The organism is Serratia proteamaculans (assembly GCF_008830365.1).
Taxonomy (GTDB): domain Bacteria; phylum Pseudomonadota; class Gammaproteobacteria; order Enterobacterales; family Enterobacteriaceae; genus Serratia; species Serratia proteamaculans.
The window spans coordinates 716,757-740,508 of sequence record NZ_WBKI01000002.1; the positions used below are offsets into that span (position 1 = coordinate 716,757).

A 23,752-nucleotide genomic window follows, 5' to 3' on the forward strand; every position below is an offset into this window, starting at 1 on the left:
GAAATGGCTTGCCAGCATAAGTTTTATCAATGGTTTTTGCGATACGTCACTATTTTGCCGCTACCGGCAGTGCGCCGAAGGCCGGATTCAGCAACGCAAGGTCCAAAACTTCATCAATTCGTTGTACCGGATGAATATCCAGATCGGCGATAACATTCGCCGGGATCTCTTCCAGATCGCGCTTGTTCTCATACGGGATCAGCACGGTTTTGATACCACCGCGATGGGCCGCCAGCAGTTTCTCTTTCAGGCCACCAATCGGCAGTACCTGACCACGCAGCGTGATCTCGCCGGTCATCGCCACATCGGCGCGAACCGGGTTGCCCGTCAGGCAGGAAACCAGCGCGGTACACATCGCAATACCGGCGCTCGGGCCATCCTTCGGTGTAGCGCCTTCCGGCACGTGCACGTGGATGTCACGCTTCTCGTAAAAATCAGGGTTAATCCCCAATTTATCCGCGCGCGCACGCACTACGGTCAGTGCGGCCTGAATAGATTCCTGCATCACTTCACCGAGCGAGCCGGTGTAGGTCAGCTTACCTTTGCCCGGTACGCAGGCGGTTTCGATGGTCAGCAGATCGCCACCCACTTCCGTCCACGCCAGGCCGGTAACCTCACCCACGCGGTTTTCGGTATCCGCACGGCCGTAATCGACACGTTGTACGCCCAGGTAATCTTTCAGGTTGTCGCCGTTGATCTCAATATGCTTGATCTTCTTGTCCATCAGCAGCGTTTTCACCGCTTTACGGCACAACTTGGAGATTTCACGCTCCAGGCTACGCACCCCAGCTTCACGGGTGTAGAAGCGGATAATGCCGGTGATGGCGCTATCGTCGACCGTCAGCTCACCTTTCTTCAGGGCGTTACGCTCGAGCTGCTTCGGCAACAGGTGCTGCTTGGCAATGTTGAGCTTCTCGTCCTCGGTGTATCCGGACAGGCGGATCACTTCCATACGGTCCAGTAGCGGCGCAGGAATGTTCATCGAGTTCGAGGTAGCCACGAACATCACGTCGGACAGATCGTAATCCACTTCCAGATAGTGATCGTTAAACGCCACGTTCTGTTCCGGATCCAGTACCTCCAGCAGTGCAGAGGCTGGGTCACCGCGCATATCGGAAGACATCTTGTCGATCTCGTCCAGCAGGAACAGTGGGTTTTTCACCCCAACCTTGGCCATTTTCTGGATCAGCTTGCCCGGCATGGAACCGATATAGGTACGACGGTGACCGCGAATTTCCGCTTCGTCACGCACGCCACCCAACGCCATACGCACGTACTGGCGACCGGTCGCTTTGGCGATCGACTGACCCAGCGAGGTTTTACCTACGCCAGGAGGCCCTACCAGACACAGAATAGGCCCTTTGATTTTGCTGACGCGGCTCTGTACTGCGAGATACTCAAGAATACGGTCTTTGACGCGCTCCAGGCCGTAGTGATCGATATCGAGCACTTCCTGCGCCTTGAGCAGGTCTTTCTTAACCTTGCTGCGCGCATTCCACGGAACCTGCAGCATCCAGTCGATGTAGCCGCGTACCACGGTGGCTTCCGCAGACATTGGCGACATCATTTTCAGCTTTTGCAGTTCCGCTTCGGTTTTTTCACGCGCATCTTTCGGCATTTTCGCCGCTTCGATCTTGCGCTTCAGCGCTTCATGCTCGTCTGGCGCATCGTCCATCTCGCCCAGTTCTTTCTGAATCGCCTTCATCTGCTCATTCAGATAGTACTCGCGCTGACTTTTTTCCATCTGTTTTTTGACGCGGTTACGGATGCGTTTTTCAACCTGCAGCAGGTCGATTTCCGATTCCATCATCGCCATCAGGTATTCAAGACGTTCAGTGATATCGAACATCTCCAGTACCGACTGCTTGTCGCTGAGTTTCAGCGGCATGTGCGCGGCGATGGTATCCGCCAGGCGTGCAGCATCGTCGATGCTGTTCAATGACGTCAGCACCTCCGGTGGAATTTTCTTGTTCAGTTTGATGTAGCCTTCAAACTGATTGATTGCAGTGCGCACCAGCACTTCTTGTTCACGCTCATCAATCGCAGGTGACTCAAGATATTCGGCCTGGGCAGCAAAATGCTCTCCGCTGTCGGAAAGCGTAGTAATACGCGCCCGCTGCAGCCCTTCGACCAGCACTTTTACCGTGCCATCAGGCAATTTCAGCATTTGCAGGATCGACGCTACGGTGCCGACAGAGAACAAATCATTAATGCCAGGTTCATCCGTTGAGGCCTCTTTCTGTGCCACCAGCATGATCTTCTTATCATGATCCATTGCTGCTTCGAGGCACCGAATTGATTTTTCCCGGCCAACAAATAACGGGATCACCATGTGCGGATAAACCACCACGTCGCGCAACGGCAAGACGGGGATTTCTATGCGTTCGGAACGCTCAGGGTTCATAGAGCTCTCTCTTAAGTTTAACTTCCGCCAGGTTGAGGGGGAATCTCATGAGACGCAAGCATCAAACGTTTCATAAAATCTGGTTAATGAGTATATGGGGATGAATCTCTTACATTCAACGGCAGAATGCAGGAAATAAAAATGGGGGATAAAATCCCCCATTTTGACATTAACTTTCTGGTTTGACTGGCGAATTATTCGCCTGAAGCCTGCGCTTCCGGTTTGCCGTAAATCAGCAAGGGTTTGGACTGGCCGGCGATGACCGACTCGTCGATCACCACTTTGTCGACGCTGTCCATTGATGGCAGGTCGTACATGGTGTCCAGCAGCGCGGCTTCCACGATGGAACGCAGGCCACGAGCACCGGTTTTACGCTTCATGGCCTTCTTGGCGATGGCGTTCAGTGCTTCTTCACGGAATTCCAGCTCTACACCTTCCAGATTGAACAATGCCTGATACTGTTTGGTCAGGGCATTTTTCGGCTCTTTCAGGATCTGGATCAGCGCATCTTCGCTCAGCTCACTCAGCGTAGCCACGACCGGCAGACGACCGATGAACTCAGGGATCAGACCAAACTTGATCAGATCTTCCGGCTCAGCCTGCAGCAGCAGTTCGCCTTCGGTCGCTTTCTCAGCCTCACCCTTCACTGTGGCGCCAAAACCAATACCGGAACCGGTATTCACGCGCTGACCGATCACCTTATCCAGGCCGGCAAAGGCGCCGCCACAGATAAACAGGATTTTCGAGGTATCAACCTGCAGGAATTCCTGCTGCGGATGCTTACGGCCGCCCTGCGGCGGAACGGCGGCAATGGTGCCTTCGATCAGCTTCAACAGCGCCTGCTGCACGCCTTCACCCGAAACGTCACGGGTAATCGACGGGTTGTCTGACTTACGAGAAATCTTATCGATTTCATCGATATAGACAATGCCGCGCTGAGCTTTCTGCACGTCGTAGTCACACTTCTGCAGCAGCTTCTGAATAATGTTTTCCACGTCCTCACCCACATAACCGGCTTCGGTCAGCGTGGTGGCATCGGCCATGGTGAATGGCACATCCAGGAAGCGTGCCAGCGTTTCCGCCAGCAGGGTTTTACCGCTACCGGTAGGACCAATCAGCAGAATGTTGCTTTTGCCCAACTCGATACCGTTGCTGGTATCGCCGTTGCGCAGCCGTTTGTAGTGGTTATACACCGCGACTGCCAGCACTTTTTTCGCCGGTTCCTGACCGATGACGTAGTCATCCAGGTGATGGCGGATCTCGTGCGGCGTCGGCAGCGCACTGCGCTCACGATGCGGTGAAACTTCTTTAATCTCTTCGCGAATAATGTCGTTACACAGATCAACACATTCATCGCAGATATACACTGACGGACCGGCAATCAGCTTACGCACTTCATGCTGGCTTTTGCCGCAGAAAGAGCAGTACAGCAGCTTTCCTGAACCGTCTTTGCGCTTATCTGTCATCAGTAAACCTCTTCTTTAGTCTTTGTCCCGCAGGAAAATCACGGCGGCCGTACGCCCCGAATTCATACCGGGAATGCCGATAATGCTCACCAGAGCGAGCCACGCCCGCTCTGATTACTATAGTCTATCGGCTCGCACAATTATCTCGCCAGCCGCGTGGTGTTACTTGCGGTGCGTCAGAATACCGTCAACCAGACCATATTCTACCGCTTCTTCCGCGGTCATAAAGCGATCGCGCTCGGTATCGCGTTCGATCTGCTCCAGTGTCTGGCCGGTGTGTTCTGCCATCAGCTCATTCATACGCGCCTTCACCTTCAGGATTTCACGCGCATGGATTTCGATATCCGTCGCCTGGCCCTGATAACCGCCCAGCGGCTGGTGGATCATCACGCGTGAATTCGGCAGACAGAAGCGCTTGCCCTTGGCACCGGCAGTCAGCAGGAAGGAGCCCATCGAGCACGCCTGGCCCATACAAATGGTGCTGACGTCCGGCTTGATGAACTTCATGGTGTCATAGATTGACATGCCTGCGGTGATCACGCCACCCGGGGAGTTAATGTAGAGGAAAATGTCTTTTTCCGGGCTTTCTGCTTCGAGGAACAGCATTTGCGCCACAATCAGGTTGGCCATGTGATCTTCGACCTGGCCGGTCAGGAAAATAATGCGCTCTTTCAGCAGGCGGGAATAAATGTCGTAAGAACGCTCCCCGCGTGAAGTCTGCTCTACCACCATCGGCACCAGGGCCATGTTAGGTGCAAATTGATCTCGTTCGCCACTGTATGACATTACCGTCTCCTAATAGAAATTGCCTTGGCGGCCAGGGTTACACCCTATTACACCGATTCTACTTGAGAACGGTCATGATGACTATGCTCAAGCATTCGACCCACGCCACACGTACCCGACGGCTTTTTTATCCCGCGCACTCTGGCAAACAGCCTATATATATACATTTTACAGATTGGGGCCACTGTCAGAATTTCAAGCCCGGCGGCGTATTTTTAGCGGCTATCCTGCACACCTTCGCTGCGGGTGATAACCATCATGCCAGACTGTTGCAAGATCAACAGTGTAAATATAGTGCATATTGTCACGCTTAACCTGAGATTAATCAGCAACGTGGCAAAAAGAAAAGCCCGCAACCGAAGGTTACGGGCTTTTTTAACGCCGGGACCGACCAGGCGGCCCCGAGAGCGCAACGAGTTGCGCCCTGGCGTACAGACATTACGCCTGTTGAGTCTGGTTCATCAGCTCGCTGAAGGTAGTGGCTTTCTCAGTCACTTTCGCTTTTGCCAGCAGGGCTTCAACCGCTTGTTCTTCCAGAGCAACGTTGCGCATGTTGTTCATCAGCTCTTTGTTTTTGCTGTAGAACTCAACAACTTCACTTGGATCTTCGTAAGCGGAAGCCATTTCTTCGATCAGCGTTTTAACGCGATCTTCGTCAGCTTTCAGATCGTTGGTGCTGATCACTTCGCCCAGCAGCAGACCGACAACGACGCGACGCTTAGCCTGCTCTTCGAACAGTTCGCGTGGCAGTTCCAGCGCTTGCTTCTCGTTGCCGCCGAAACGCTGTGCAGCCTGACGGCGCAGAACGTCAACTTCGCCGTCGATCAGCGCAGCAGGAACGTCGATTTCGTTAGCACTGACCAGGCCGTCGATTGCCTGAGTTTTGATGCGGTTACGCACTGCGCCTTTCAGCTCGCGCTCCATGTTTTTACGCACTTCAGCACGCAGGCCTTCGGTAGAACCATCAGCCACGCCGAAACGTTTGATGAATTCTTCAGTCAGCTCTGGCAATTCACGCTCTTCCACTTTCTTCAGAACGATGTCGAACTTAGCCGCTTTGCCCTTCAGATTTTCAGCGTGATAATCTTCAGGGAAGTTAACGTCGATAGCGAATTCTTCACCGGCTTTATGACCGACCAGACCTTCTTCGAAGCCTGGGATCATACGGCCCTGGCCCATGGCCAGTACGAAATCAGAGGCTTTGCCGCCTTCGAATTCTTCACCGTCGATAGAGCCTGAGAAGTCAACGGTCACACGGTCTTCAGCCTGAGCTGCGCGATCGGTCTCTTTCCAGGTCGCCTGCTGCTTGCGCAGGGTGTCCAGCATGGTGTCAACGTCAGCGTCGTTAACTTCAACCACCGGCTTCTCAACTTCGATGCCGTCCAGGCCTTTCAGCTCAACTTCTGGATACACTTCGAACTCAACGGCGAAAGTGAAGTCTTCACCTTCTTTGTACTCGCCTGGCACGTAGTTTGGTGCGCCAGCCGGATTGATCTTTTCTTTGATGATCGCATCAACGAAGCTGCGTTGCATCGCATCGCCCAGTACGTCTTGACGAACAGAAGCGCCATAACGTTGCTCAACGATGTTCATCGGTACATGGCCTTTACGGAAGCCATCGATACGAACGCTTTTTGCAGCGTTGATCAGCTCTTTTTTAATAGCCTGCTTGATTGTATCAGCGGGTACAGTAATAGAGAGACGGCGCCCAAGGCCTTGAGTGGTTTCTACTGAAACTTGCATCTTGTTACCTCAAAAAAATCACAGTGCTCGGTCAACTCCGTTCCAAGAACCAGGACGGCTACATTACAGAACCGAGTTTCCTGATGACAGAAGCGTCCCGAAACCATTCCGGAAAAATAAGACGCGACATTATAGCGGCGCATGCGGAGCGAGTCGAGGAAAGCAAGGCGGCGGCGGCGCGCTAAAACTCACACTTTTGCCGATTTGATCGCCAAAAGGCCGCCGAAGCCGACCCGGCCTTGGCTGCATTGCGCATCGGCTGTGTCGTCGTCAAAAACAGAAACGGCCCGCAGGCCGTTCCAAAATTCGTCTGTAGTAATACCCCAAATCGTGGTCAAAGTTCCACTGATACCGCAAATTTAGCCGTCAGGCCAAGGTTCCGGCACCACGACAAGGGGGAGAAGCCGGCACGGTATCCTGCAACCCTTCCCACTCTTTCAGGGTATAGGTGTGCAGCGCCAGCGCATGCACGCCATCGGATAACTCTTCCGACAGAACGCCGTAAATAGAGCGATGCCGCGTCAAGAAACGTTCGCCGACGAAGCGATCGCTGACCAACACCACCTTGAAATGGCTTTCTGAACCCGCCGGAACGTTATGACGATAGCTTTCATCAACGACTTCCAGATACGCGGGCTCAAATGCCGCCCTTAACTTTGCTTCTATTTGCTCGCGAATCATAGGATCTCCTTACTACACCGGCAGAGGACCGTCCCCATCTATTTCAATATTAGCCGCTTTCTTCCCGTTTAGACCATTCCTCAGCTAAATTTCTCTTCTTTGCGGGCAAAAAACGGCCAACATCCGCCGTCGCTTGAGGTTTTTCTGATTGAGACGGTCAAAAAAGCATGTTTTTATCAACGGCAGGTAAAAATTTGTCACTCCGGTGCGTTCTGCGCTTCCTCCGGCCGGCGGCGATGCTATGATGTCGACAATTTGTTGTTGGCTATCCCGCTCTGATTATTACAGAAAGCTTGCTCAAATCGGCCTCTCTGTCATGGGCTGTTTGCGTCGGCTTAAAATCCATCGAGAATGAGACAGTAACTATGTTAAAGAAACTTTGCCTTCCACTGTTGGCCGCACTGCTGCTGGCTGGCTGTGCTACCAGCAGCAACACCCTGAACGTCACGCCAAAGATCGTCTTGCCACAACAGGATCCGACGCTGCAAGGTGTGACCATCAGCATTAACGGTGCGGATCAGCGCCAGGATCAGGCACTGGCGAAAGTGAACCGCGACGGCCAGTTGGTGACCCTTACCCCATCCCGCGATCTGCGCTTCCTGCTGCAGGAAGTGCTAGAGAAACAAATGGGCGCACGCGGCTATATGATCGGTGCTGACGGTGCCGTTGACCTGCAAATCGTGGTCAATAACCTGTATGCGGACGTCTCCGAAGGCAACCTGCGCTACAACATCACCACCAAGGCCGATATCTCTATCACCGCCCAAGCGAAGAACGGCAACAAGCAGGTGAAAAACTACCGCTCAACCTATAACGTGCAGGGCGCCTTCACGGCGACCAACGAGAAAATCACCAACGCGGTCAACACCGTGCTCGGCGACGTCATTGCCGATATGGCGCAAGACACCAGCGTCAACGATTTTATCAAGCAAAACGCGCGTTAAGCCACGAACGCCTTGTGCCGCCCGGACAGTCGGGCGGTGCAGACAGGGAACTCATGTCGAAAAACTATCTGAATATCTTCACCCAGCGTAACTCCGCCATCCTCCTGCTGCTGGGCTTTGCGTCAGGTCTGCCGTTGGCATTGACCTCCGGCACGCTGCAAGCCTGGATGACCGTCGAAAACATCGATCTGAAAACCATCGGTATCTTTTCGCTGGTTGGTCAGGCCTATGTGTTCAAATTCCTGTGGTCACCCTTTATGGACCGCTACACCCCGCCATTCCTTGGGCGGCGGCGTGGCTGGTTGCTGATCAGCCAACTGCTGCTGGTGGTGTCGATTGTGGCGATGGGCTTTATGCAACCGGCACAGCATCTGTGGTGGTTGGCAGCACTGGCGGTACTGGTGGCGTTCTGTTCTGCGTCGCAGGATATTGTTTTCGACGCCTATAAAACCGATCTGTTGAGCGCTGAAGAACGTGGCACTGGCGCTGCGGTCTCGGTTCTGGGTTACCGACTGGCGATGCTGGTGTCCGGCGGGCTGGCACTGTGGCTGGCAGATCGCTATTTCGGTTGGCAGTCTACTTACTGGCTAATGGCCGGGCTGATGCTGATCGGTATCGTCGCCACCCTACTGGCACCGGAGCCGGACAACAGCATTCCTGCGCCGCGCACCATGGAGGAGGCAGTCGTCGCCCCACTGCGTGATTTCTTCGCGCGCAACAACGCCTGGCTGATTTTACTGTTGATCGTCATGTACAAGATGGGCGATGCCTTTGCCGGTAGCCTGAGCACCACCTTCCTGATCCGCGGTGTCGGCTTTGATGCCGGAGAAGTCGGGCTGGTGAACAAAACCCTCGGCCTGTTCGCCACCATCGTCGGTGCGCTGTTTGGCGGCGTACTGATGCAACGCCTTAGTCTGTTCCGTGCCCTGATGCTGTTCGGCATCCTGCAGGCAGTTTCCAATCTCGGTTACTGGATACTGGCGGTCACCGATAAAAACATCATGACCATGGGCAGCGCCATCTTCCTGGAAAACCTGTGCGGCGGCATGGGTACCGCCGCCTTCGTCGCACTGCTGATGACGCTGTGCAACCGGTCATTTTCCGCCACTCAGTTTGCCCTGCTGTCAGCACTGTCGGCAGTCGGTCGCGTCTATGTTGGCCCCATTGCTGGCTGGTTTGTCGAAGCACACGGCTGGCCGCTGTTCTATCTATTCTCGATCGCCGCGGCCTTGCCCGGCCTGCTGTTGCTGCGCCTGTGCCGACAGACGCTGGAATACACGCAGCGCACCGATAACTTCATGCCACGCACTGAATTTCGCCAGTTTTACCGCTGGGCGCTACGCATGCTGACCCTGGGTTGTTCACTGCTGGGGCTGTGGCTGATTCTGCTGATCACCAACGCGCTCGACTGGAGTGCCTTGCCGAACCTGGCCGATCGGTTGTTGCAGTTGGGTGCCGCGCTAAGTCTGGTCGGCATAGTGATGGGCAGTTTGCTGGACTATCTGGCACTGCGCCGCACTAAACTTGCCTGATATCGTCGGCAGGTGATCACACCGGTCGGCAAAAATGCATCAGCGTGATGAGTTTATTTCGGATAAAAGAACATAAATGGCGGAGGAATTATTTTTTTATCCGACTAAGGCACTCGGAAATAAAATTAAATTCACTTTAAATACACAATTATTTTACATTAAATAAACCTTTCCTGCGTATTTAAAAACGACAGCTAAATCTGCCAAACTCAGCATACCTTTAGTTTTCCTTAACATAGAGTCTGCTCGTCACGATTCAGCGAGCCAACGCTTTGTTGCCATTAGTAAATTGTCACGCAACGTGACATCTGTGACCCCCTTAACAGAAAGTGTCAACAAGGCGCTGACACTCCCTTAAGCATGTTTACAGTACTGCAACCTTCCCGTAAAATGCCCGCACACATGAAACGACAATATAGAGCCTTTGTAATTGGGGTCGTTAGATGAGACTTAAGAAATACAATAAAAGTATTGGGATGTTGTCATTAATTGCTTCCACTGTAATGCTCAGCGGTTGCAATATGGTATTGATGAATCCCAAAGGAGCAATTGGTGTTGAGCAACGGACACTGATTATCACTGCAATCGCCTTGATGTTGATCGTGGTGGTACCAGTCATCTTTATGGCGTTCGCCTTTGCCTGGAAGTACCGTGCTTCCAACAAAGATGCCAAATACAGTCCGAACTGGTCACACTCCAACAAAATCGAAGCGGTCGTCTGGACCATTCCTATCATTATCATCGCCATCCTTGGCACCATTACCTGGAAGACTACCCACGAGCTGGATCCGTTCAAGCCGATTGTGACTGACAAGAAGCCGATGACGATCGAAGTGGTGTCGCTTGACTGGAAATGGCTGTTTATCTACCCGGAACAAGGCATCGCAACGGTTAATGAACTGGCTTTCCCGAAAGATGTTCCAGTTGAATTCAAAATCACCTCTAACTCGGTAATGAACTCGTTCTTTATTCCTCAGTTAGGTGGGCAGATTTATGCGATGGCCGGGATGCAGACCAAACTGCACCTGATCGGCAATGAAGCCGGCAAATACGACGGTATTTCCAGCAGCTTCAGCGGTCGCGGGTTCTCCGGCATGAAATTCACCGCCATTGTCACCCCTACCGAAGGCGACTTCGATCAGTGGGTTGCCAAGGTGAAAGCATCGTCGACTAACCTTAACGCCACCAGCGACTTTAACAAACTGGCAGAGCCGAGTGAAAATAACCCGGTCGAGTACTTCTCCAGTGTCAAACCTAATTTGTTCAAAGAAACTATTGGCAAATTCATGGGCGATATGAACATGCACAAGAGCGCTACCACGCACGAAGGTATGGACATGAGCCAGGGTATGGACATGGGTGAACATGCTGCTCACGCCGGAGCCGAGGAATAAACTGATGTTGGGAAAATTAACGATTGATGCGGTTCCGTACCACGAACCGATCATCATGGTCACCGTTGCTGCAATTGTTATCGGGGGCCTGGCTCTGCTGGCGCTGATAACCTATTTCGGCAAGTGGAAATGGCTATGGAGCGATTGGCTGACTTCGGTCGACCATAAAAAAATTGGTATCATGTACATCATCGTGGCAATGGTTATGTTGCTGCGTGGTTTTGCCGATGCCATCATGATGCGTAGCCAGCAGGCGCTTGCGTCCGCCGGCGAGGCCGGATTCCTGCCACCGCACCACTACGACCAGATCTTTACCGCCCACGGCGTAATCATGATCTTCTTCATGGCGATGCCTTTCGTGGTCGGCCTGATGAACGTGGTTGTGCCCTTGCAAATCGGTGCACGTGACGTTGCCTTCCCGTTCCTGAACTCCCTGAGCTTCTGGTTCTTCGTGGTGGGTGTTGTACTGATCAACATCTCTCTGGGGGTGGGTGAGTTTGCGCAGACCGGTTGGTTGGCGTATCCGCCGCTGTCGGGCAAGGAATACAGTCCTGGCGTCGGGGTCGATTACTGGATCTGGAGTCTGCAGATTTCCGGTCTGGGTACCCTGTTGACCGGTGTGAACTTCTTCGCCACCATCATGAAGATGCGTGCTCCTGGCATGCCTCTGATGAAGATGCCGGTGTTCACCTGGGCGGCGCTGTGTACTAACGTCCTGATCATCGTTTCTTTCCCAATTCTGACTGTTACCATCGCGTTGCTGACCCTGGATCGCTACCTGGGCTTCCATTTCTTTACCAATGATATGGGCGGCAACATGATGATGTACATCAACCTGATTTGGGCCTGGGGTCACCCAGAGGTGTATATCCTGGTTCTGCCAGTGTTTGGTGTGTTCTCTGAAGTCACCGCGACCTTCTCAAGAAAACGCCTGTTCGGCTATACCTCACTGGTATGGGCAACCATCGCGATTACCGTTCTGTCGTTCATCGTATGGCTGCACCACTTCTTTACCATGGGGTCCGGCGCGAACGTTAACGCCTTCTTCGGTATCGCCACCATGATCATTTCCATTCCTACCGGGGTGAAAATCTTCAACTGGCTGTTCACCATGTACCAGGGCCGCATTCAGCTCAACTCCGCAATGCTGTGGACCATCGGCTTCATCATCACCTTCTCCGTGGGTGGGATGACCGGCGTTCTGCTGGCAGTACCGGGCGCGAACTTCGTGCTGCACAACAGTCTGTTCCTGATTGCCCACTTCCATAACGTGATTATCGGTGGTGTGGTGTTTGGTTGCTTCGCCGGCCTGACCTACTGGTTCCCTAAATCCTTCGGCTTCACGCTGAACGAAACCTGGGGTATCCGTGCGTTCTGGTTCTGGATCATCGGTTTCTTCGTGGCCTTTATGCCACTGTATGCTCTGGGCTTTATGGGTATGACTCGTCGTATCAGCCAGAACATCAACCCAGAGTTCCACCCACTGCTGCTGGTAGCGGCTGGCGGCGCGGCTCTGATTGCCTGCGGTATACTGTGCCAACTGATTCAGATCTACGTCAGTGTGCGTGACCGTGAGCAGAACCGTGATCTGACCGGTGACCCATGGGGCGCTCGTACTCTGGAGTGGTCTACTTCGTCTCCACCGCCGTTCTATAACTTTGCCGTAGTGCCACAGATTCATGACCGTGATGAATTCTGGGACATGAAAGAAAAAGGCAACGCTTATAAGAAACCGGCGAAATACGAACCGATTCATATGCCGAAAAATACCGGTGCCGGTGTGATTATTGCTGGCTTCAGCCTGGTATTTGGTTTCGCGATGATCTGGGACATCTGGTGGATGGCGATCGCTGCCTTCGTAGGTATGATCGTGACCTGGATTGCCAAGAGCTTCGATCAAGATGTTGATTACTATGTGCAGGTTGATGAAATCGAGCGCATTGAAAACCAACACTATGAACAAATCAGCAAAGCAGGCGTGAAACATGTCAACTGATACTCTGACTAACCATGACGCAGCCCATGCAGAGCATGGGCACCACGACGCAGGAGAGACCAAAGTCTTCGGATTCTGGATCTACCTGATGAGCGACTGTATTTTGTTTGCGAGCTTGTTCGCGACTTATGCAGTACTGGTGAACGGGACCGCTGGCGGTCCCTCTGGCAAAGACATCTTCGATCTGAAGTTTGTTCTGGTTGAGACCTTCCTGCTGTTGTTCAGCTCCATCACCTACGGTATGGCGATGATCGGCATGAACAAAGGCAAGGTTGGCAGCGTGAATACCTGGCTGTTCCTGACCTTCCTGTTTGGTCTGGGCTTCGTAGCGATGGAAATCTATGAGTTCCATCACCTGATCGTTGAAGGCTATGGCCCGGATCGCAGCGCGTTCCTGTCAGGCTTCTTCGCACTGGTTGCTACCCACGGTCTGCACGTGACTACCGGTCTGGTTTGGATCGTTATCATGATGATTCAGGTCAGCAAGCGCGGCCTGACTTCAACCAATAAAACCCGTCTGATGTGCCTGAGCCTGTTCTGGCACTTCCTGGACGTGGTTTGGATCTGCGTATTCACCGTTGTTTACCTGCTGGGGGTTATGTCATGAGTCATTCATCCCATGAAACTTCTCACGGCGGCGCAAGCCACGGTAGCGTCAAGACCTATCTGATCGGCTTTATTCTGTCGATCATCCTGACGGTGATTCCATTTGCGATGGTGATGAGCGGCACCGCCTCTCATTCAACTATCCTGGCGGTTGTAGTCGGCATGGCGGTGATTCAGGTGGTTGTTCACCTGATTTACTTCCTGCACATGAATACCTCATCGGAAGAGCGCTGGAACCTGGTGGCATTGCTGTTCACCGCTATGATCATCGGTATCGTTGTTGTGGGTTCACTCTGGATTATGTACAACCTCAACATCAATATGATGGTCGATTAAGAGCAGAGCTGGACGTGATGATTAAGCAATACCTGCAAGTAACTAAACCAGGAATTATTTTCGGCAATTTAATTTCTGTCGTCGGGGGATTCCTGCTCGCCTCTAAAGGGAGCATCGACTATCCCCTGTTTCTCGCCACCCTGGTGGGGGTCTCGTTGGTTGTCGCTTCGGGCTGTGTATTTAACAACTACATTGACCGCGACATCGACAAGAAAATGGAGAGAACGAAGAATCGGGTGCTGGTTAAAGGCCTGATCGCGCCGAGTGTAAGCCTGGTTTACGCTACCGCTCTGGGTATTGCGGGCTTTGCGTTGCTGTATATCGGCGCCAACCCGCTGGCCATGTGGCTGGCGGTGATGGGCTTTGTGGTTTATGTCGGCGTCTACAGCCTGTACATGAAACGCCACTCGGTCTATGGCACGCTGATCGGCAGCTTGTCGGGCGCTGCGCCACCGGTTATCGGTTATTGCGCAGTCACCAACGAGTTCGATGCCGGTGCGTTGATCCTGCTGGCTATCTTTAGCCTGTGGCAGATGCCGCATTCCTATGCGATTGCCATCTTCCGCTTTAAAGATTACCAGGCAGCCAACATTCCGGTCCTGCCGGTAGTGAAAGGCATTTCGGTGGCGAAGAACCACATCACGGTCTACATTGTGGCGTTTATGATTGCCACCCTGATGTTGACCCTGGGCGGCTACGCCGGCTACAAATACCTGATTGTCGCTGCGGCAGTAAGCGTATGGTGGCTGGGTATGGCGCTGCGTGGTTACAAAACCGAAAATGACAGCGTCTGGGCACGTAAGCTGTTTGTGTTCTCGATTGTTGCCATCACTTCGCTGAGCGTAATGATGTCTATCGACTTCAGTGCGACAGCCGCGCCGGAAGCGCTGATGACTTACGTCTGGTAAGCCAAATCGTCTGTGAATGGGCCGCTTTAGCGGCCCATTTTATTTGTCTCGCCAAAAAGCCAACGAACTGTAATATCTGTTAAACAACATTAGATTTACCCCCCCTGCCCTTCACACTAAAATGACGCAGCTTTGACAGAAGCTATCCCCTCAGGCGTTATCACCGATAGCCTGAGGGAATGGCTTTTAATGAGGTTTTAATGAACGATAATGCAATGACCCCGCTGGAACGACGAGCGACCTGGGGATTAGGAACCGTATTCTCACTGCGCATGCTGGGCATGTTTATGGTGCTGCCGGTACTGACCACCTACGGTATGGCGTTGAACGGCGCCAGCGAAACGCTGATCGGTATCGCCATCGGTATTTATGGCCTGGCGCAGGCGGTATTCCAGATCCCCTTCGGCCTGATATCCGATCGTATCGGCCGCAAGCCGCTGATTGTGGGCGGCCTGCTGATCTTTGCGCTGGGTAGCGTGATTGCCGCCGCGACCGACTCCATCTGGGGCGTGATCCTCGGCCGGGCATTACAGGGCTCGGGCGCTATTGCAGCGGCGGTGATGGCGCTGCTGTCCGACCTGACCCGTGAACAGAACCGCACCAAGGCAATGGCGTTTATCGGCGTCAGCTTCGGTATTACCTTCGCCATTGCCATGGTGGTGGGCCCGATCGTCACTCACGCCTTTGGCCTGCATGCGCTGTTTTGGATGATTGCGGTACTGGCATTGGCTGGCATCGTGATCACTCTGGCGGTAGTTCCTTCCGCCAGCCACCACGTGCTGAACCGTGAATCCAGCATCGTGCGCGGCAGCTTCAGCAAGGTGTTGAGCAATTCCCGCCTGCTAAAGCTGAATTTCGGCATCATGTGTCTGCATATCCTGCTGATGTCCAGCTTCGTGGCGTTGCCGCTGGCGATGGAGAAAGCCGGTTTGGCCCCGAGCGAGCACTGGATTGTCTACCTGGTCACCATGCTGGTTTCTTTTGCTGCCGTGGTGCCATTTATCATTTATGCCGAGAAGAAGCGCCGCATGAAGCAGGTCTTTATGGGTTGCGTAGCGGTGTTATTCTGCGCGGAAGTGCTGCTGTGGCTGTCCGGCGCGCACCTGTGGGGCATCATTGCCGGCGTGCAGCTGTTCTTTATGGCGTTTAACGTCATGGAAGCCATTCTGCCATCGCTGATCAGTAAAGAGTCTCCGGCTGGCTACAAAGGTACCGCGATGGGGGTTTACTCCACCAGCCAGTTTATCGGTGTGGCGATCGGCGGCAGCCTGGGTGGCTTGCTGTATGGCCTGCAGGGTGCGGGGCTGGTGTTTATCGCCGGGGCGGTGTTAGCGGCAATCTGGTTTTTGGTCAGCAGTACCATGCAAGAACCGCCTTACGTCAGCAGCCTGCGTATTACGCTGTCGGAACTGGCCGTGAAGGATTCGGCACTGGAAAGCCGCCTGAAAGCCCAACCGGGCGTGGCGGAAGCGATAGTGGTGCCGGAAGAGCGCAGCGCCTACGTGAAGGTCGATACCAAACAAACCAACCGCGGCCAATTGGAAGCGCTGGTGAATTCACTGTAAAGAAAAGGGCCAGCAAGCTGGCCCTTCAGACGGCTGACAAAGCCCATTATTAGGGAGAGCGTGCCGAAGGGGTCGTAGCGGCTTGCCCGCCGGAGTGCCCCTCGGTGCGCTAGGCCCGAGTATCTCGGGCTCAAAGACAACTTTGTCATCTAACCCAAGGGCCAGCAAGCTGGCCCTTCAAGATCGTCACCTTCGTAAAAACCTTAATCGCGGAAGTTCTTGAACTGGAACGGTTGTCCCAGATCGGCACCGCGCACCAGCGCCATCACGCCCTGCAGATCGTCGCGTGACTTGCCGGTTACCCGCACTTCATCACCCTGAATCTGAACCTGGACCTTCAGCTTGCTGTCTTTGATCAGCTTGACGAGTTTCTTCGCCTGGGCGCTTTCAATCCCCTGCTTCAGCTTGGCGTCCACACTGTAGGTTTTACCGCTGTGCGTCATTTCTTCCGGGATCTCGAGTGCGCTGCCTTCGATGCTGCGTTTACTGAGCTTTTCACGCAGAATATCGAGCAACTGCTGCACCTGGAAATCAGACTCGCTGGCCACTTTAATGCTTTCGTCTTTTTCGTTCAGCTCAAAACTGGCCGGCACGTTACGGAAATCCCAACGGGTGCCAAGATCGCGCGTGGCGTTCTCTACGGCGTTACGCACTTCCTGCATATCAATTTCGGAAACAATGTCGAAAGATGGCATACTTCTTCCTCCTGAATGAGAGCCTAATGCGATAGGCGATTTCGATGCCGAGCATGATAACCGCTTTAGCGCCGCAGGCAAAATCGGCTGAAGCTACCGGCGAATAAGCCGCCGAACAGCAGAAAAGTCTATAATTATACGACAGTCATTGAGCGATATTCCCGTTACCCCCAGGAGTCTGGATGAAAATAACTATTCTTGGTTGCGGTGCGCTCGGACAACTGTGGCTCTCCCGGCTTTATCAGCAGGGTCACGATGTTCAGGGATGGCTACGAGTGCCACAGCCCTTCTGCGCAGTGAACGTGATTGAGCCGGGAGGCGCTTCGTTCAACCGTAATTTGCCCACCAACGATCCCGAACATTTAGCCCAGAGCGAACTGCTGCTGGTCACGTTGAAGGCCTGGCAGGTGTCCAGCGCGGTCAGCACGCTGCTGCCAAAACTGAACCCGCGTTGCGCCGTCCTGCTGCTGCACAACGGCATGGGCACCCAGGATGAACTGCCACCGAACAACCAACCGATACTGCAGGGCACCACCACCCATGCGGCGCGCCATGACGGCAGCACTATTATCCATGTCGCCGGTGGCACCACCCATATCGGCCCGACCTCCCCGGCGGCGCAATCCCTTAGCCACCTGGCGGAAGTGCTGCATCAGGCCCTGCCTGACGTCGCCTGGCACAACAATATTGCCTCGGCGAACTGGCGCAAGCTGGCGGTCAACTGCGTGATCAACCCACTAACGGCGCTGTATAATTGCCGTAATGGCGATCTGCAACGCTATCCGGAACAAATCGAGCTTATCTGCCGCGAAGTCTCCAGCGTGATGGAAATGGAGGGTTACCACACCTCATGCGAGGGCTTGCAGCAGTACGTCATGGAAGTGATCCAAAGCACTGCGGACAACGTCTCTTCAATGCTGCAAGACATCCGCACCCAGCGGCACACCGAGATCGACTACATTACCGGCTACCTGCTGCGCCGCGCGCGTAGCCACGGCGTGACTCTGCCAGAGAACGCGCGACTGTTTGAATTGATTAAGCGAAAGGAAAATGAATATGAGCGTATCGGCGCTGGTCTGCCTGGCACCTGGTAGCGAAGAAATCGAAGCCGTCACCACGATAGATTTACTGGTGCGGGCGGGCGTTAAAGTGACTACCGCCAGCGTAGCCGGCGATGGCGACCTGACTACCGTCTGTTCACGCGGGGTAAAGCTGCTGGCCGATGCACCGCTGGTATCTATTGTGGACGAACCTTTCGACGCCATCGTGCTGCCCGGTGGCCTGAAAGGTGCCGAGTGCTTCCGCGACAGCCCGCTGCTGGTGGAGAAAGTGCGTCAGATGCACCTGCAGGGTAATATCGTCGCCGCCATCTGCGCAGCGCCGGCACTGGTACTGCAACACCACGATCTGTTCCCCATTGGCAATATGACCGGGTTCCCGGGGCTGAAAGAACAGATCCCGGCCGACAAATGGATAGAGAAACGTGTGGTGTTCGATCCGCGCGTTAACCTGCTCACCAGCCAGGGGCCGGGAACTTCAATGGAGTTTGCGCTGAAGCTGATTGATTTACTGCTGGGGAAAGCCAAAGCGGCGGAGATCGCCGCTCAGCTGGTATTGATACCGGGAATGTATGATTTCCGCGATTAAATACCCCGTTCTGAAAAAAGTATAAAATCCGCAAAATAATTGGAGTTGCAACAAGGCGGCCAGTACGGGAATCCCCGGGAGCTTATTTGAGTAAGTGACTGGGGTGAGTGTACGCAGCCAACACAGTTGCAGCTTCAAGTATGAAGTGGATTATGGACGGTAGACCTTCACGTTGGTATAGCCTTGCTCCAGCAAATATAGCGCCTGCAGGCGGCTCATTACGCCACGCTCACAGTACAGCAGGTAGGTTTTGCTCTGATCCAAGTCGCCAAACTGGCTGCTGAGTTTGTAAAACGGTAGCGGTTTCACCTCAACCTGATCCAGCTTCAGCGGTTTGTCTTCCTGCTCGTCGTTAGAACGAATATCCAGAATCACCTGGTCAGCATCGAATTCCGCCACGGTTTCGACTTCGGTAACCTGCTCCTGAGTCTGCTCGGCGATGGTGCGAATATCCACGTTCTTGGCTTCGCTAACCACACGGTCAAGAATGCTGAAATCAAAGTGCCCTTCTTCTTCTTCGATCTTGGCTTTAATCGCCTTCACCGTCGGGCTTTTCGAGATCACACCGCAGTACTCCGGCATGGTCTTGGCGAAGTCCTCGGTACCAATCTCACGCGCCACTTTGATGATGTGCTCTTTGTCGTGAGAGATCAGCGGACGCAGGATCAGCGTATCGGACGCGTTGTCGATCAGGCGCAGGTTAGTCAGCGTCTGGCTGGATACCTGCCCCAGCGCTTCACCGGTCACCAATGCCTGCACGCCATAACGTTCGGCAATCTGCGAAGCAGCACGCACCATCATGCGCTTGAGCACTACGCCCATCTGGCCGTCTTCGACCTTTTCCAGGATCTCGCCAACCACAGGTTCAAAATCGATGGCGATAAAGCGCACCTTGTGCGAACTGGCAAAGCGGTTCCACAGGTAGTGAGCTACCTGACGCACGCCAATTTCATGCGCCGCACCGCCCAGATTGAAGAAGCAATAATGCACGCGGCAACCGCGGCGCATCAGCATATAGCTGGAAACACCCGAGTCGAAACCACCGGAAATCAGCGACAGCACGTCTTCCTGAGTCCCGACCGGGTAACCGCCGATGCCTTCACGGCGAGCTTTAACCAGCATCAACTTGTCGTCTTCGATCTCCAGATTGACCGTCACCTGCGGATGCGACAGCTTAACGCGCGCGCTGGCAATGTGCTGGTTCAGACCGCCGCCAACGTAACGTTCTACGTCCTGCGAATTGAAGTCCTGCTTGCCGCGGCGCTTAACGCGCACACAGAAGGTTTTGCCTTCCAGTTGCTCGCGATAGGCTTCCAGCGTCTGCTCAAAAATATGGTGCATATCGGTATAGTCGCGATCTTCCACTTCCAGGATGTGGTGAATGCCAGGAATGCGCGTCAACGCATCGGCAATCACAGGTCGCTGGTTTTCATCTTTAGCGCGAACTTCGATATGATCCCAGTGACGGACAACCGCCAGTGTTTCATCATACTGCTTCAGGACGTTGCGAATACTGGTCGAGAGGATCTTGATAAAGCGCAAGCGCACAGATTGGCTCTTGATGGTGATTTCCGGGAACAATTTAATGATAAACTTCATGGCGGTCTTTATTGTCAGAATTACGAGGGAAAAGGATTTACAATGTATATGCGATTGATAAAACCAACGGGGCTGCCGAATGTTTTATCAATCGCATTTGCGGCGCCGAGTATACCACTATCTGGTGGAGCTCGGTGCACAAAACCACACTTGTGCGCCATGATTTGCCAATCAAGAGCCGCTAAGATAGGCTCTGGCGCCACTGTTCACATGATGATGTAAAAAGAAAATTATGCCAAAAAAACCTACACAATCAGACAGTACAGAGCAAAGCGTCAGCTTTGAAAACTCCCTCAGCGAGTTGGAAAACATCGTGACGCGTCTGGAATCGGGTGAGCTACCGCTGGAAGACGCGCTGAATGAATTCGAACGCGGCGTACAGTTGGCGCGTCAGGGCCAGCAGAAATTGCAGCAGGCGGAGCAACGCGTACAGATTTTGCTTAACGACAGCGCCGATGATGCCGCGCTGGCGCCTTTCACACCGGATGCCGAGTAATTACCATGTCCGAAACTGTCCAACAGACCGCTTTTTCTGACCAGTTGCAGGCCTTGCGCCAGCGGGCCGACCGCACGCTGCTGGATTTTATCGCGCCGCTGCCGTTCAACGATGGCAATATGGTGGCAGCAATGCGTCACGGCGCGCTGCTGGGCGGTAAACGCCTACGTCCATTCCTGGTGTACACCACTGGGCAGATGTTTGGCGTATCACTGAATAATTTGGATGCGCCCGCCGCTGCGGTAGAATGCATTCACGCCTATTCACTGATTCATGACGACTTACCGGCCATGGACGACGACGACCTGCGTCGCGGTCAACCGACCTGCCACATCAAATTTGGTGAGGCCAACGCCATTTTGGCCGGCGATGCACTGCAGACGCTGGCATTTTCCATTCTGGCCGATGCCGAGATGCCCGACGTGGCGCTGCGCGATCGGCTGGCGATGGTTTCCGAACTGGCGACCGCCAGCGGTGTTGCCGGCATGTGTGGCGGCCAGTCGTTGGATCTCGAAGCCGAGGACCAGCAGATTGGTCTGGAAGCACTGGAGCAGATCCATCGCCATAAGACTGGTGCGTTAATTCGCGCAGCTGTTCGCCTGGGGGCGTTAGCCGCAGGTCAACCTGGCCGTGCCGCACTGGTGCAGCTTGACCGCTACGCCGCTGCGATTGGCCTGGCGTTCCAGGTGCAGGATGATATTTTGGACGTGGTCGGCGAAACCGAAAAAATCGGTAAACGCCAGGGGGCGGACCAGCAACACGGAAAGAGTACCTATCCAGCTTTGCTCGGGCTTGACAGCGCGAAAGCAAAAGCGTGGGATCTCTATCAGGAAGCTTTAGCTGCATTAGACACTTTGGCAGCACAATCTTATAACACAGCGCCATTGCAAGCGTTAGCCAGCTTCATTATTGAACGCGACAATTAACGTGTGACGTGATACCCAATAGATTTCAAGTTGCAGCCAGGCGGCAACTGAGCGAATCCCCTGGAGCTGGACATTCCAGTGACGGGGGTGAGAAAAGGCGGCCAACACCGCTGCACCTTGAAAGATGAAGGGTAAAATCCTCTGATATGAGTATCGAATGAGTCTTGATATAGCCAAATACCCGACCCTGGCGCTAGCGGAAAATCCCGATGAACTCCGTTCGCTGCCAAAAGAGAGCCTACCGAAGCTGTGTGACGAACTTCGGCAATACCTGCTGGACAGCGTTAGCCGCTCCAGTGGCCACTTTGCCTCCGGGCTGGGTACCGTCGAACTGACGGTGGCGTTGCACTATGTGTACCAAACCCCCTTCGATCATCTGGTCTGGGACGTTGGCCACCAGGCTTACCCGCATAAAATCCTGACCGGACGTCGCGATAAAATTGCCACCATTCGCCAAAAAAATGGTCTGCACCCTTTCCCGTGGCGTGCGGAAAGTGAATATGACGTTCTGTCGGTTGGCCACTCATCCACCTCGATCAGCGCCGGTCTCGGCATGGCCGTAGCCGCTGCGCGTGAAGGCAAAAATCGCCGCACGGTCTGCGTGATTGGCGATGGCGCCATCACCGCCGGTATGGCGTTTGAAGCCATGAACCACGCGGGTGATATCGATCCGGATATGCTGGTGGTACTGAACGATAACGAAATGTCGATTTCGGAAAACGTCGGCGCGCTGAACAACCATCTGGCGCAGCTGCTGTCCGGCAAGCTCTACTCCACCCTGCGTGAGGGCGGTAAAAAAGTGTTGTCCGGCCTGCCACCAATCAAAGAGTTGGTCAAGCGCACCGAAGAGCACCTGAAAGGCATGGTGGTACCGGGCACGCTGTTCGAAGAGCTGGGCTTTAACTACATCGGTCCGGTCGACGGCCACGATGTCCAGGGGCTGGTCGCCACGCTGAAAAATATGCGTGACCTGAAAGGCCCGCAGCTGCTGCACATCATGACCAAAAAAGGCCGTGGTTACGCCCCGGCGGAAAAAGACCCGATCAGCTTCCACGCGGTGCCGAAATTTGATCCGGCCAGCGGTACCCTGCCAAAAAGCGCCGGTGGTCTGCCGACCTATTCAAAAATCTTTGGCGACTGGCTGTGTGAAACCGCCGCCAAAGACAGCTCGCTGATGGCCATCACCCCGGCCATGCGTGAAGGCTCGGGCATGGTGCAGTTCTCCCGCGACTATCCGCAGCAATATTTTGACGTAGCGATTGCCGAACAGCACGCGGTGACCTTCGCTGCCGGTTTGGCCATTGGCGGTTATAAGCCGGTGGTGGCGATTTATTCCACCTTCCTGCAGCGCGCTTACGATCAGTTGATCCACGATGTCGCCATTCAAAAGCTGCCGGTGATGTTTGCCATCGATCGCGGCGGTATTGTCGGCGCTGACGGCCAGACTCACCAGGGAGCCTTTGATCTGTCATTTATGCGTTGCATCCCGACCATGGTGATCATGACGCCAAGTGATGAGAATGAGTGCCGTCAAATGCTGTACACCGGCTATCACTATAACGAAGGCCCAAGCGCCGTGCGTTATCCGCGTGGCAATGGTACCGGTGCACCACTGGAACCTCTCAACTCTCTGCCGATCGGCAAAGGCGTTGTTCGTCGTGAGGGTGAAAAGCTGGCGATCCTGAATTTCGGCACATTGCTGCCGGAAGCCGCGCAGGTAGCAGAAAACCTCAACGCCACTCTGGTGGATATGCGCTTTGTGAAGCCACTGGATGAACAGTTGGTACTTGAACTGGCAGCCAGCCACGGCACGCTGGTCACGCTGGAAGAAAACGCCATTATGGGAGGGGCTGGCAGTGGTGTGAACGAGCTGCTGATGGCCAAGCGCCGCGTAGTTCCGGTGCTGAATATCGGCCTGCCGGACTACTTTGTCTCCCAGGGTAGTCAGGAAGAAGTCCGTAGCGATCTGGGTCTGGACGCTGCCGGTATACAACGGCAAATTGAGACCTGGCTGGCGCAATAATCCTC

The 23,752-nt window shown here is 54.1% G+C and carries 20 protein-coding genes; 13 read left to right on the top strand and 7 right to left on the bottom strand.

The annotated features are described in order from the left end of the window. Positions 1 to 49: 49 nt before the first annotated feature. The 5 genes from lon to bolA form a co-directional block, all read right to left on the bottom strand. Positions 50 to 2,404: an endopeptidase La gene (gene lon, locus F8R23_RS12415; RefSeq protein WP_112347696.1), complete on the bottom strand. Its 2,355-nt coding sequence runs from the start codon at positions 2,402 to 2,404 to the stop codon at positions 50 to 52. A gap of 194 nt (positions 2,405 to 2,598) precedes the next feature. Then, positions 2,599 to 3,870: an ATP-dependent protease ATP-binding subunit ClpX gene (clpX, locus tag F8R23_RS12420; protein ID WP_085115460.1), complete on the bottom strand. Its 1,272-nt coding sequence runs from the start codon at positions 3,868 to 3,870 to the stop codon at positions 2,599 to 2,601. A gap of 162 nt (positions 3,871 to 4,032) precedes the next feature. Continuing rightward, the gene (gene clpP, locus F8R23_RS12425) at positions 4,033 to 4,656 is read right to left on the bottom strand and encodes an ATP-dependent Clp endopeptidase proteolytic subunit ClpP (protein WP_012005535.1); all 624 of its coding nucleotides are present in this window, start codon (positions 4,654 to 4,656) and stop codon (positions 4,033 to 4,035) included. A 438-nt stretch (positions 4,657 to 5,094) separates the two neighbouring features. Further along, positions 5,095 to 6,399 carry a trigger factor gene (gene tig / locus F8R23_RS12430; RefSeq protein WP_112347697.1) on the bottom strand — a complete coding sequence of 435 codons (1,305 nt, stop codon included), beginning with the start codon at positions 6,397 to 6,399 and terminating at the stop codon, positions 5,095 to 5,097. Between the two features lie 366 nt (positions 6,400 to 6,765). Continuing rightward, entirely contained in the window at positions 6,766 to 7,080 is a 315-nt protein-coding gene (bolA, locus tag F8R23_RS12440; protein WP_012005533.1) for a transcriptional regulator BolA, read from the bottom strand. A gap of 365 nt (positions 7,081 to 7,445) precedes the next feature. Between bolA and F8R23_RS12445 the strand changes: the two genes are divergently transcribed. From F8R23_RS12445 to F8R23_RS12480, 8 genes are all read left to right on the top strand, one after another. Further along, entirely contained in the window at positions 7,446 to 8,024 is a 579-nt protein-coding gene (locus F8R23_RS12445) for a lipoprotein (protein WP_099062285.1), read from the top strand. A 53-nt stretch (positions 8,025 to 8,077) separates the two neighbouring features. Continuing rightward, complete coding sequence (gene ampG, locus F8R23_RS12450) at positions 8,078 to 9,556, top strand: muropeptide MFS transporter AmpG (RefSeq protein ID WP_112347698.1); 1,479 nt, start codon at positions 8,078 to 8,080, stop codon at positions 9,554 to 9,556. A 443-nt stretch (positions 9,557 to 9,999) separates the two neighbouring features. Next, positions 10,000 to 10,950: a cytochrome o ubiquinol oxidase subunit II gene (gene cyoA / locus F8R23_RS12455; protein WP_129935953.1), complete on the top strand. Its 951-nt coding sequence runs from the start codon at positions 10,000 to 10,002 to the stop codon at positions 10,948 to 10,950. A 4-nt stretch (positions 10,951 to 10,954) separates the two neighbouring features. Beyond that, positions 10,955 to 12,946 (top strand): cytochrome o ubiquinol oxidase subunit I, encoded by a 1,992-nt coding sequence (gene cyoB, locus F8R23_RS12460; RefSeq protein WP_085115455.1) that lies wholly within the window; start codon positions 10,955 to 10,957, stop codon positions 12,944 to 12,946. Beyond that, positions 12,936 to 13,553 (top strand): cytochrome o ubiquinol oxidase subunit III, encoded by a 618-nt coding sequence (locus tag F8R23_RS12465; protein ID WP_012005528.1) that lies wholly within the window; start codon positions 12,936 to 12,938, stop codon positions 13,551 to 13,553. Before cyoB ends, F8R23_RS12465 begins: the two co-directional genes overlap by 11 nt. Beyond that, a complete protein-coding gene (locus F8R23_RS12470; protein WP_012005527.1) occupies positions 13,550 to 13,888 on the top strand; it encodes a cytochrome o ubiquinol oxidase subunit IV in 339 nt (112 codons plus the stop codon). Before F8R23_RS12465 ends, F8R23_RS12470 begins: the two co-directional genes overlap by 4 nt. Before the next feature lie 17 nt (positions 13,889 to 13,905). Beyond that, positions 13,906 to 14,796: a heme o synthase gene (cyoE, locus tag F8R23_RS12475; protein WP_012005526.1), complete on the top strand. Its 891-nt coding sequence runs from the start codon at positions 13,906 to 13,908 to the stop codon at positions 14,794 to 14,796. Positions 14,797 to 14,996: 200 nt separating this feature from the next. Then, positions 14,997 to 16,361, top strand: coding sequence for an MFS transporter (locus F8R23_RS12480; protein ID WP_112363311.1), 1,365 nt, complete (start codon positions 14,997 to 14,999; stop codon positions 16,359 to 16,361). A 203-nt stretch (positions 16,362 to 16,564) separates the two neighbouring features. On the opposite strand, the gene F8R23_RS12490 is transcribed toward F8R23_RS12480, so the two are convergent. Then, positions 16,565 to 17,056, bottom strand: coding sequence for a YajQ family cyclic di-GMP-binding protein (locus F8R23_RS12490; protein ID WP_012005524.1), 492 nt, complete (start codon positions 17,054 to 17,056; stop codon positions 16,565 to 16,567). A gap of 182 nt (positions 17,057 to 17,238) precedes the next feature. Here F8R23_RS12490 and panE point away from each other — a divergent pair, with 182 nt between their 5' ends. Both panE and yajL read left to right on the top strand, forming a co-directional pair. After that, complete coding sequence (gene panE, locus F8R23_RS12495) at positions 17,239 to 18,150, top strand: 2-dehydropantoate 2-reductase (RefSeq protein WP_151415675.1); 912 nt, start codon at positions 17,239 to 17,241, stop codon at positions 18,148 to 18,150. Then, positions 18,113 to 18,703 (top strand): protein deglycase YajL, encoded by a 591-nt coding sequence (gene yajL / locus F8R23_RS12500; RefSeq protein ID WP_129935957.1) that lies wholly within the window; start codon positions 18,113 to 18,115, stop codon positions 18,701 to 18,703. The genes panE and yajL overlap by 38 nt, the downstream gene beginning before the upstream one ends. 150 nt (positions 18,704 to 18,853) lie before the next feature. Here yajL and thiI read toward each other — a convergent pair whose 3' ends face one another. Further along, positions 18,854 to 20,302: a tRNA uracil 4-sulfurtransferase ThiI gene (gene thiI, locus F8R23_RS12505; RefSeq protein ID WP_129935959.1), complete on the bottom strand. Its 1,449-nt coding sequence runs from the start codon at positions 20,300 to 20,302 to the stop codon at positions 18,854 to 18,856. 232 nt (positions 20,303 to 20,534) lie between these two features. Between thiI and xseB the strand changes: the two genes are divergently transcribed. The 3 genes from xseB to dxs all read left to right on the top strand — a co-directional run bounded on the left by xseB (position 20,535) and on the right by dxs (position 23,747). Further along, positions 20,535 to 20,798 (top strand): exodeoxyribonuclease VII small subunit, encoded by a 264-nt coding sequence (gene xseB, locus F8R23_RS12510; protein WP_129935961.1) that lies wholly within the window; start codon positions 20,535 to 20,537, stop codon positions 20,796 to 20,798. A gap of 5 nt (positions 20,799 to 20,803) precedes the next feature. Beyond that, positions 20,804 to 21,724: a (2E,6E)-farnesyl diphosphate synthase gene (ispA, locus tag F8R23_RS12515; protein WP_151415676.1), complete on the top strand. Its 921-nt coding sequence runs from the start codon at positions 20,804 to 20,806 to the stop codon at positions 21,722 to 21,724. Positions 21,725 to 21,881: 157 nt separating this feature from the next. Next, entirely contained in the window at positions 21,882 to 23,747 is a 1,866-nt protein-coding gene (gene dxs / locus F8R23_RS12520) for a 1-deoxy-D-xylulose-5-phosphate synthase (RefSeq protein ID WP_151415677.1), read from the top strand. Positions 23,748 to 23,752: the final 5 nt, after the last annotated feature.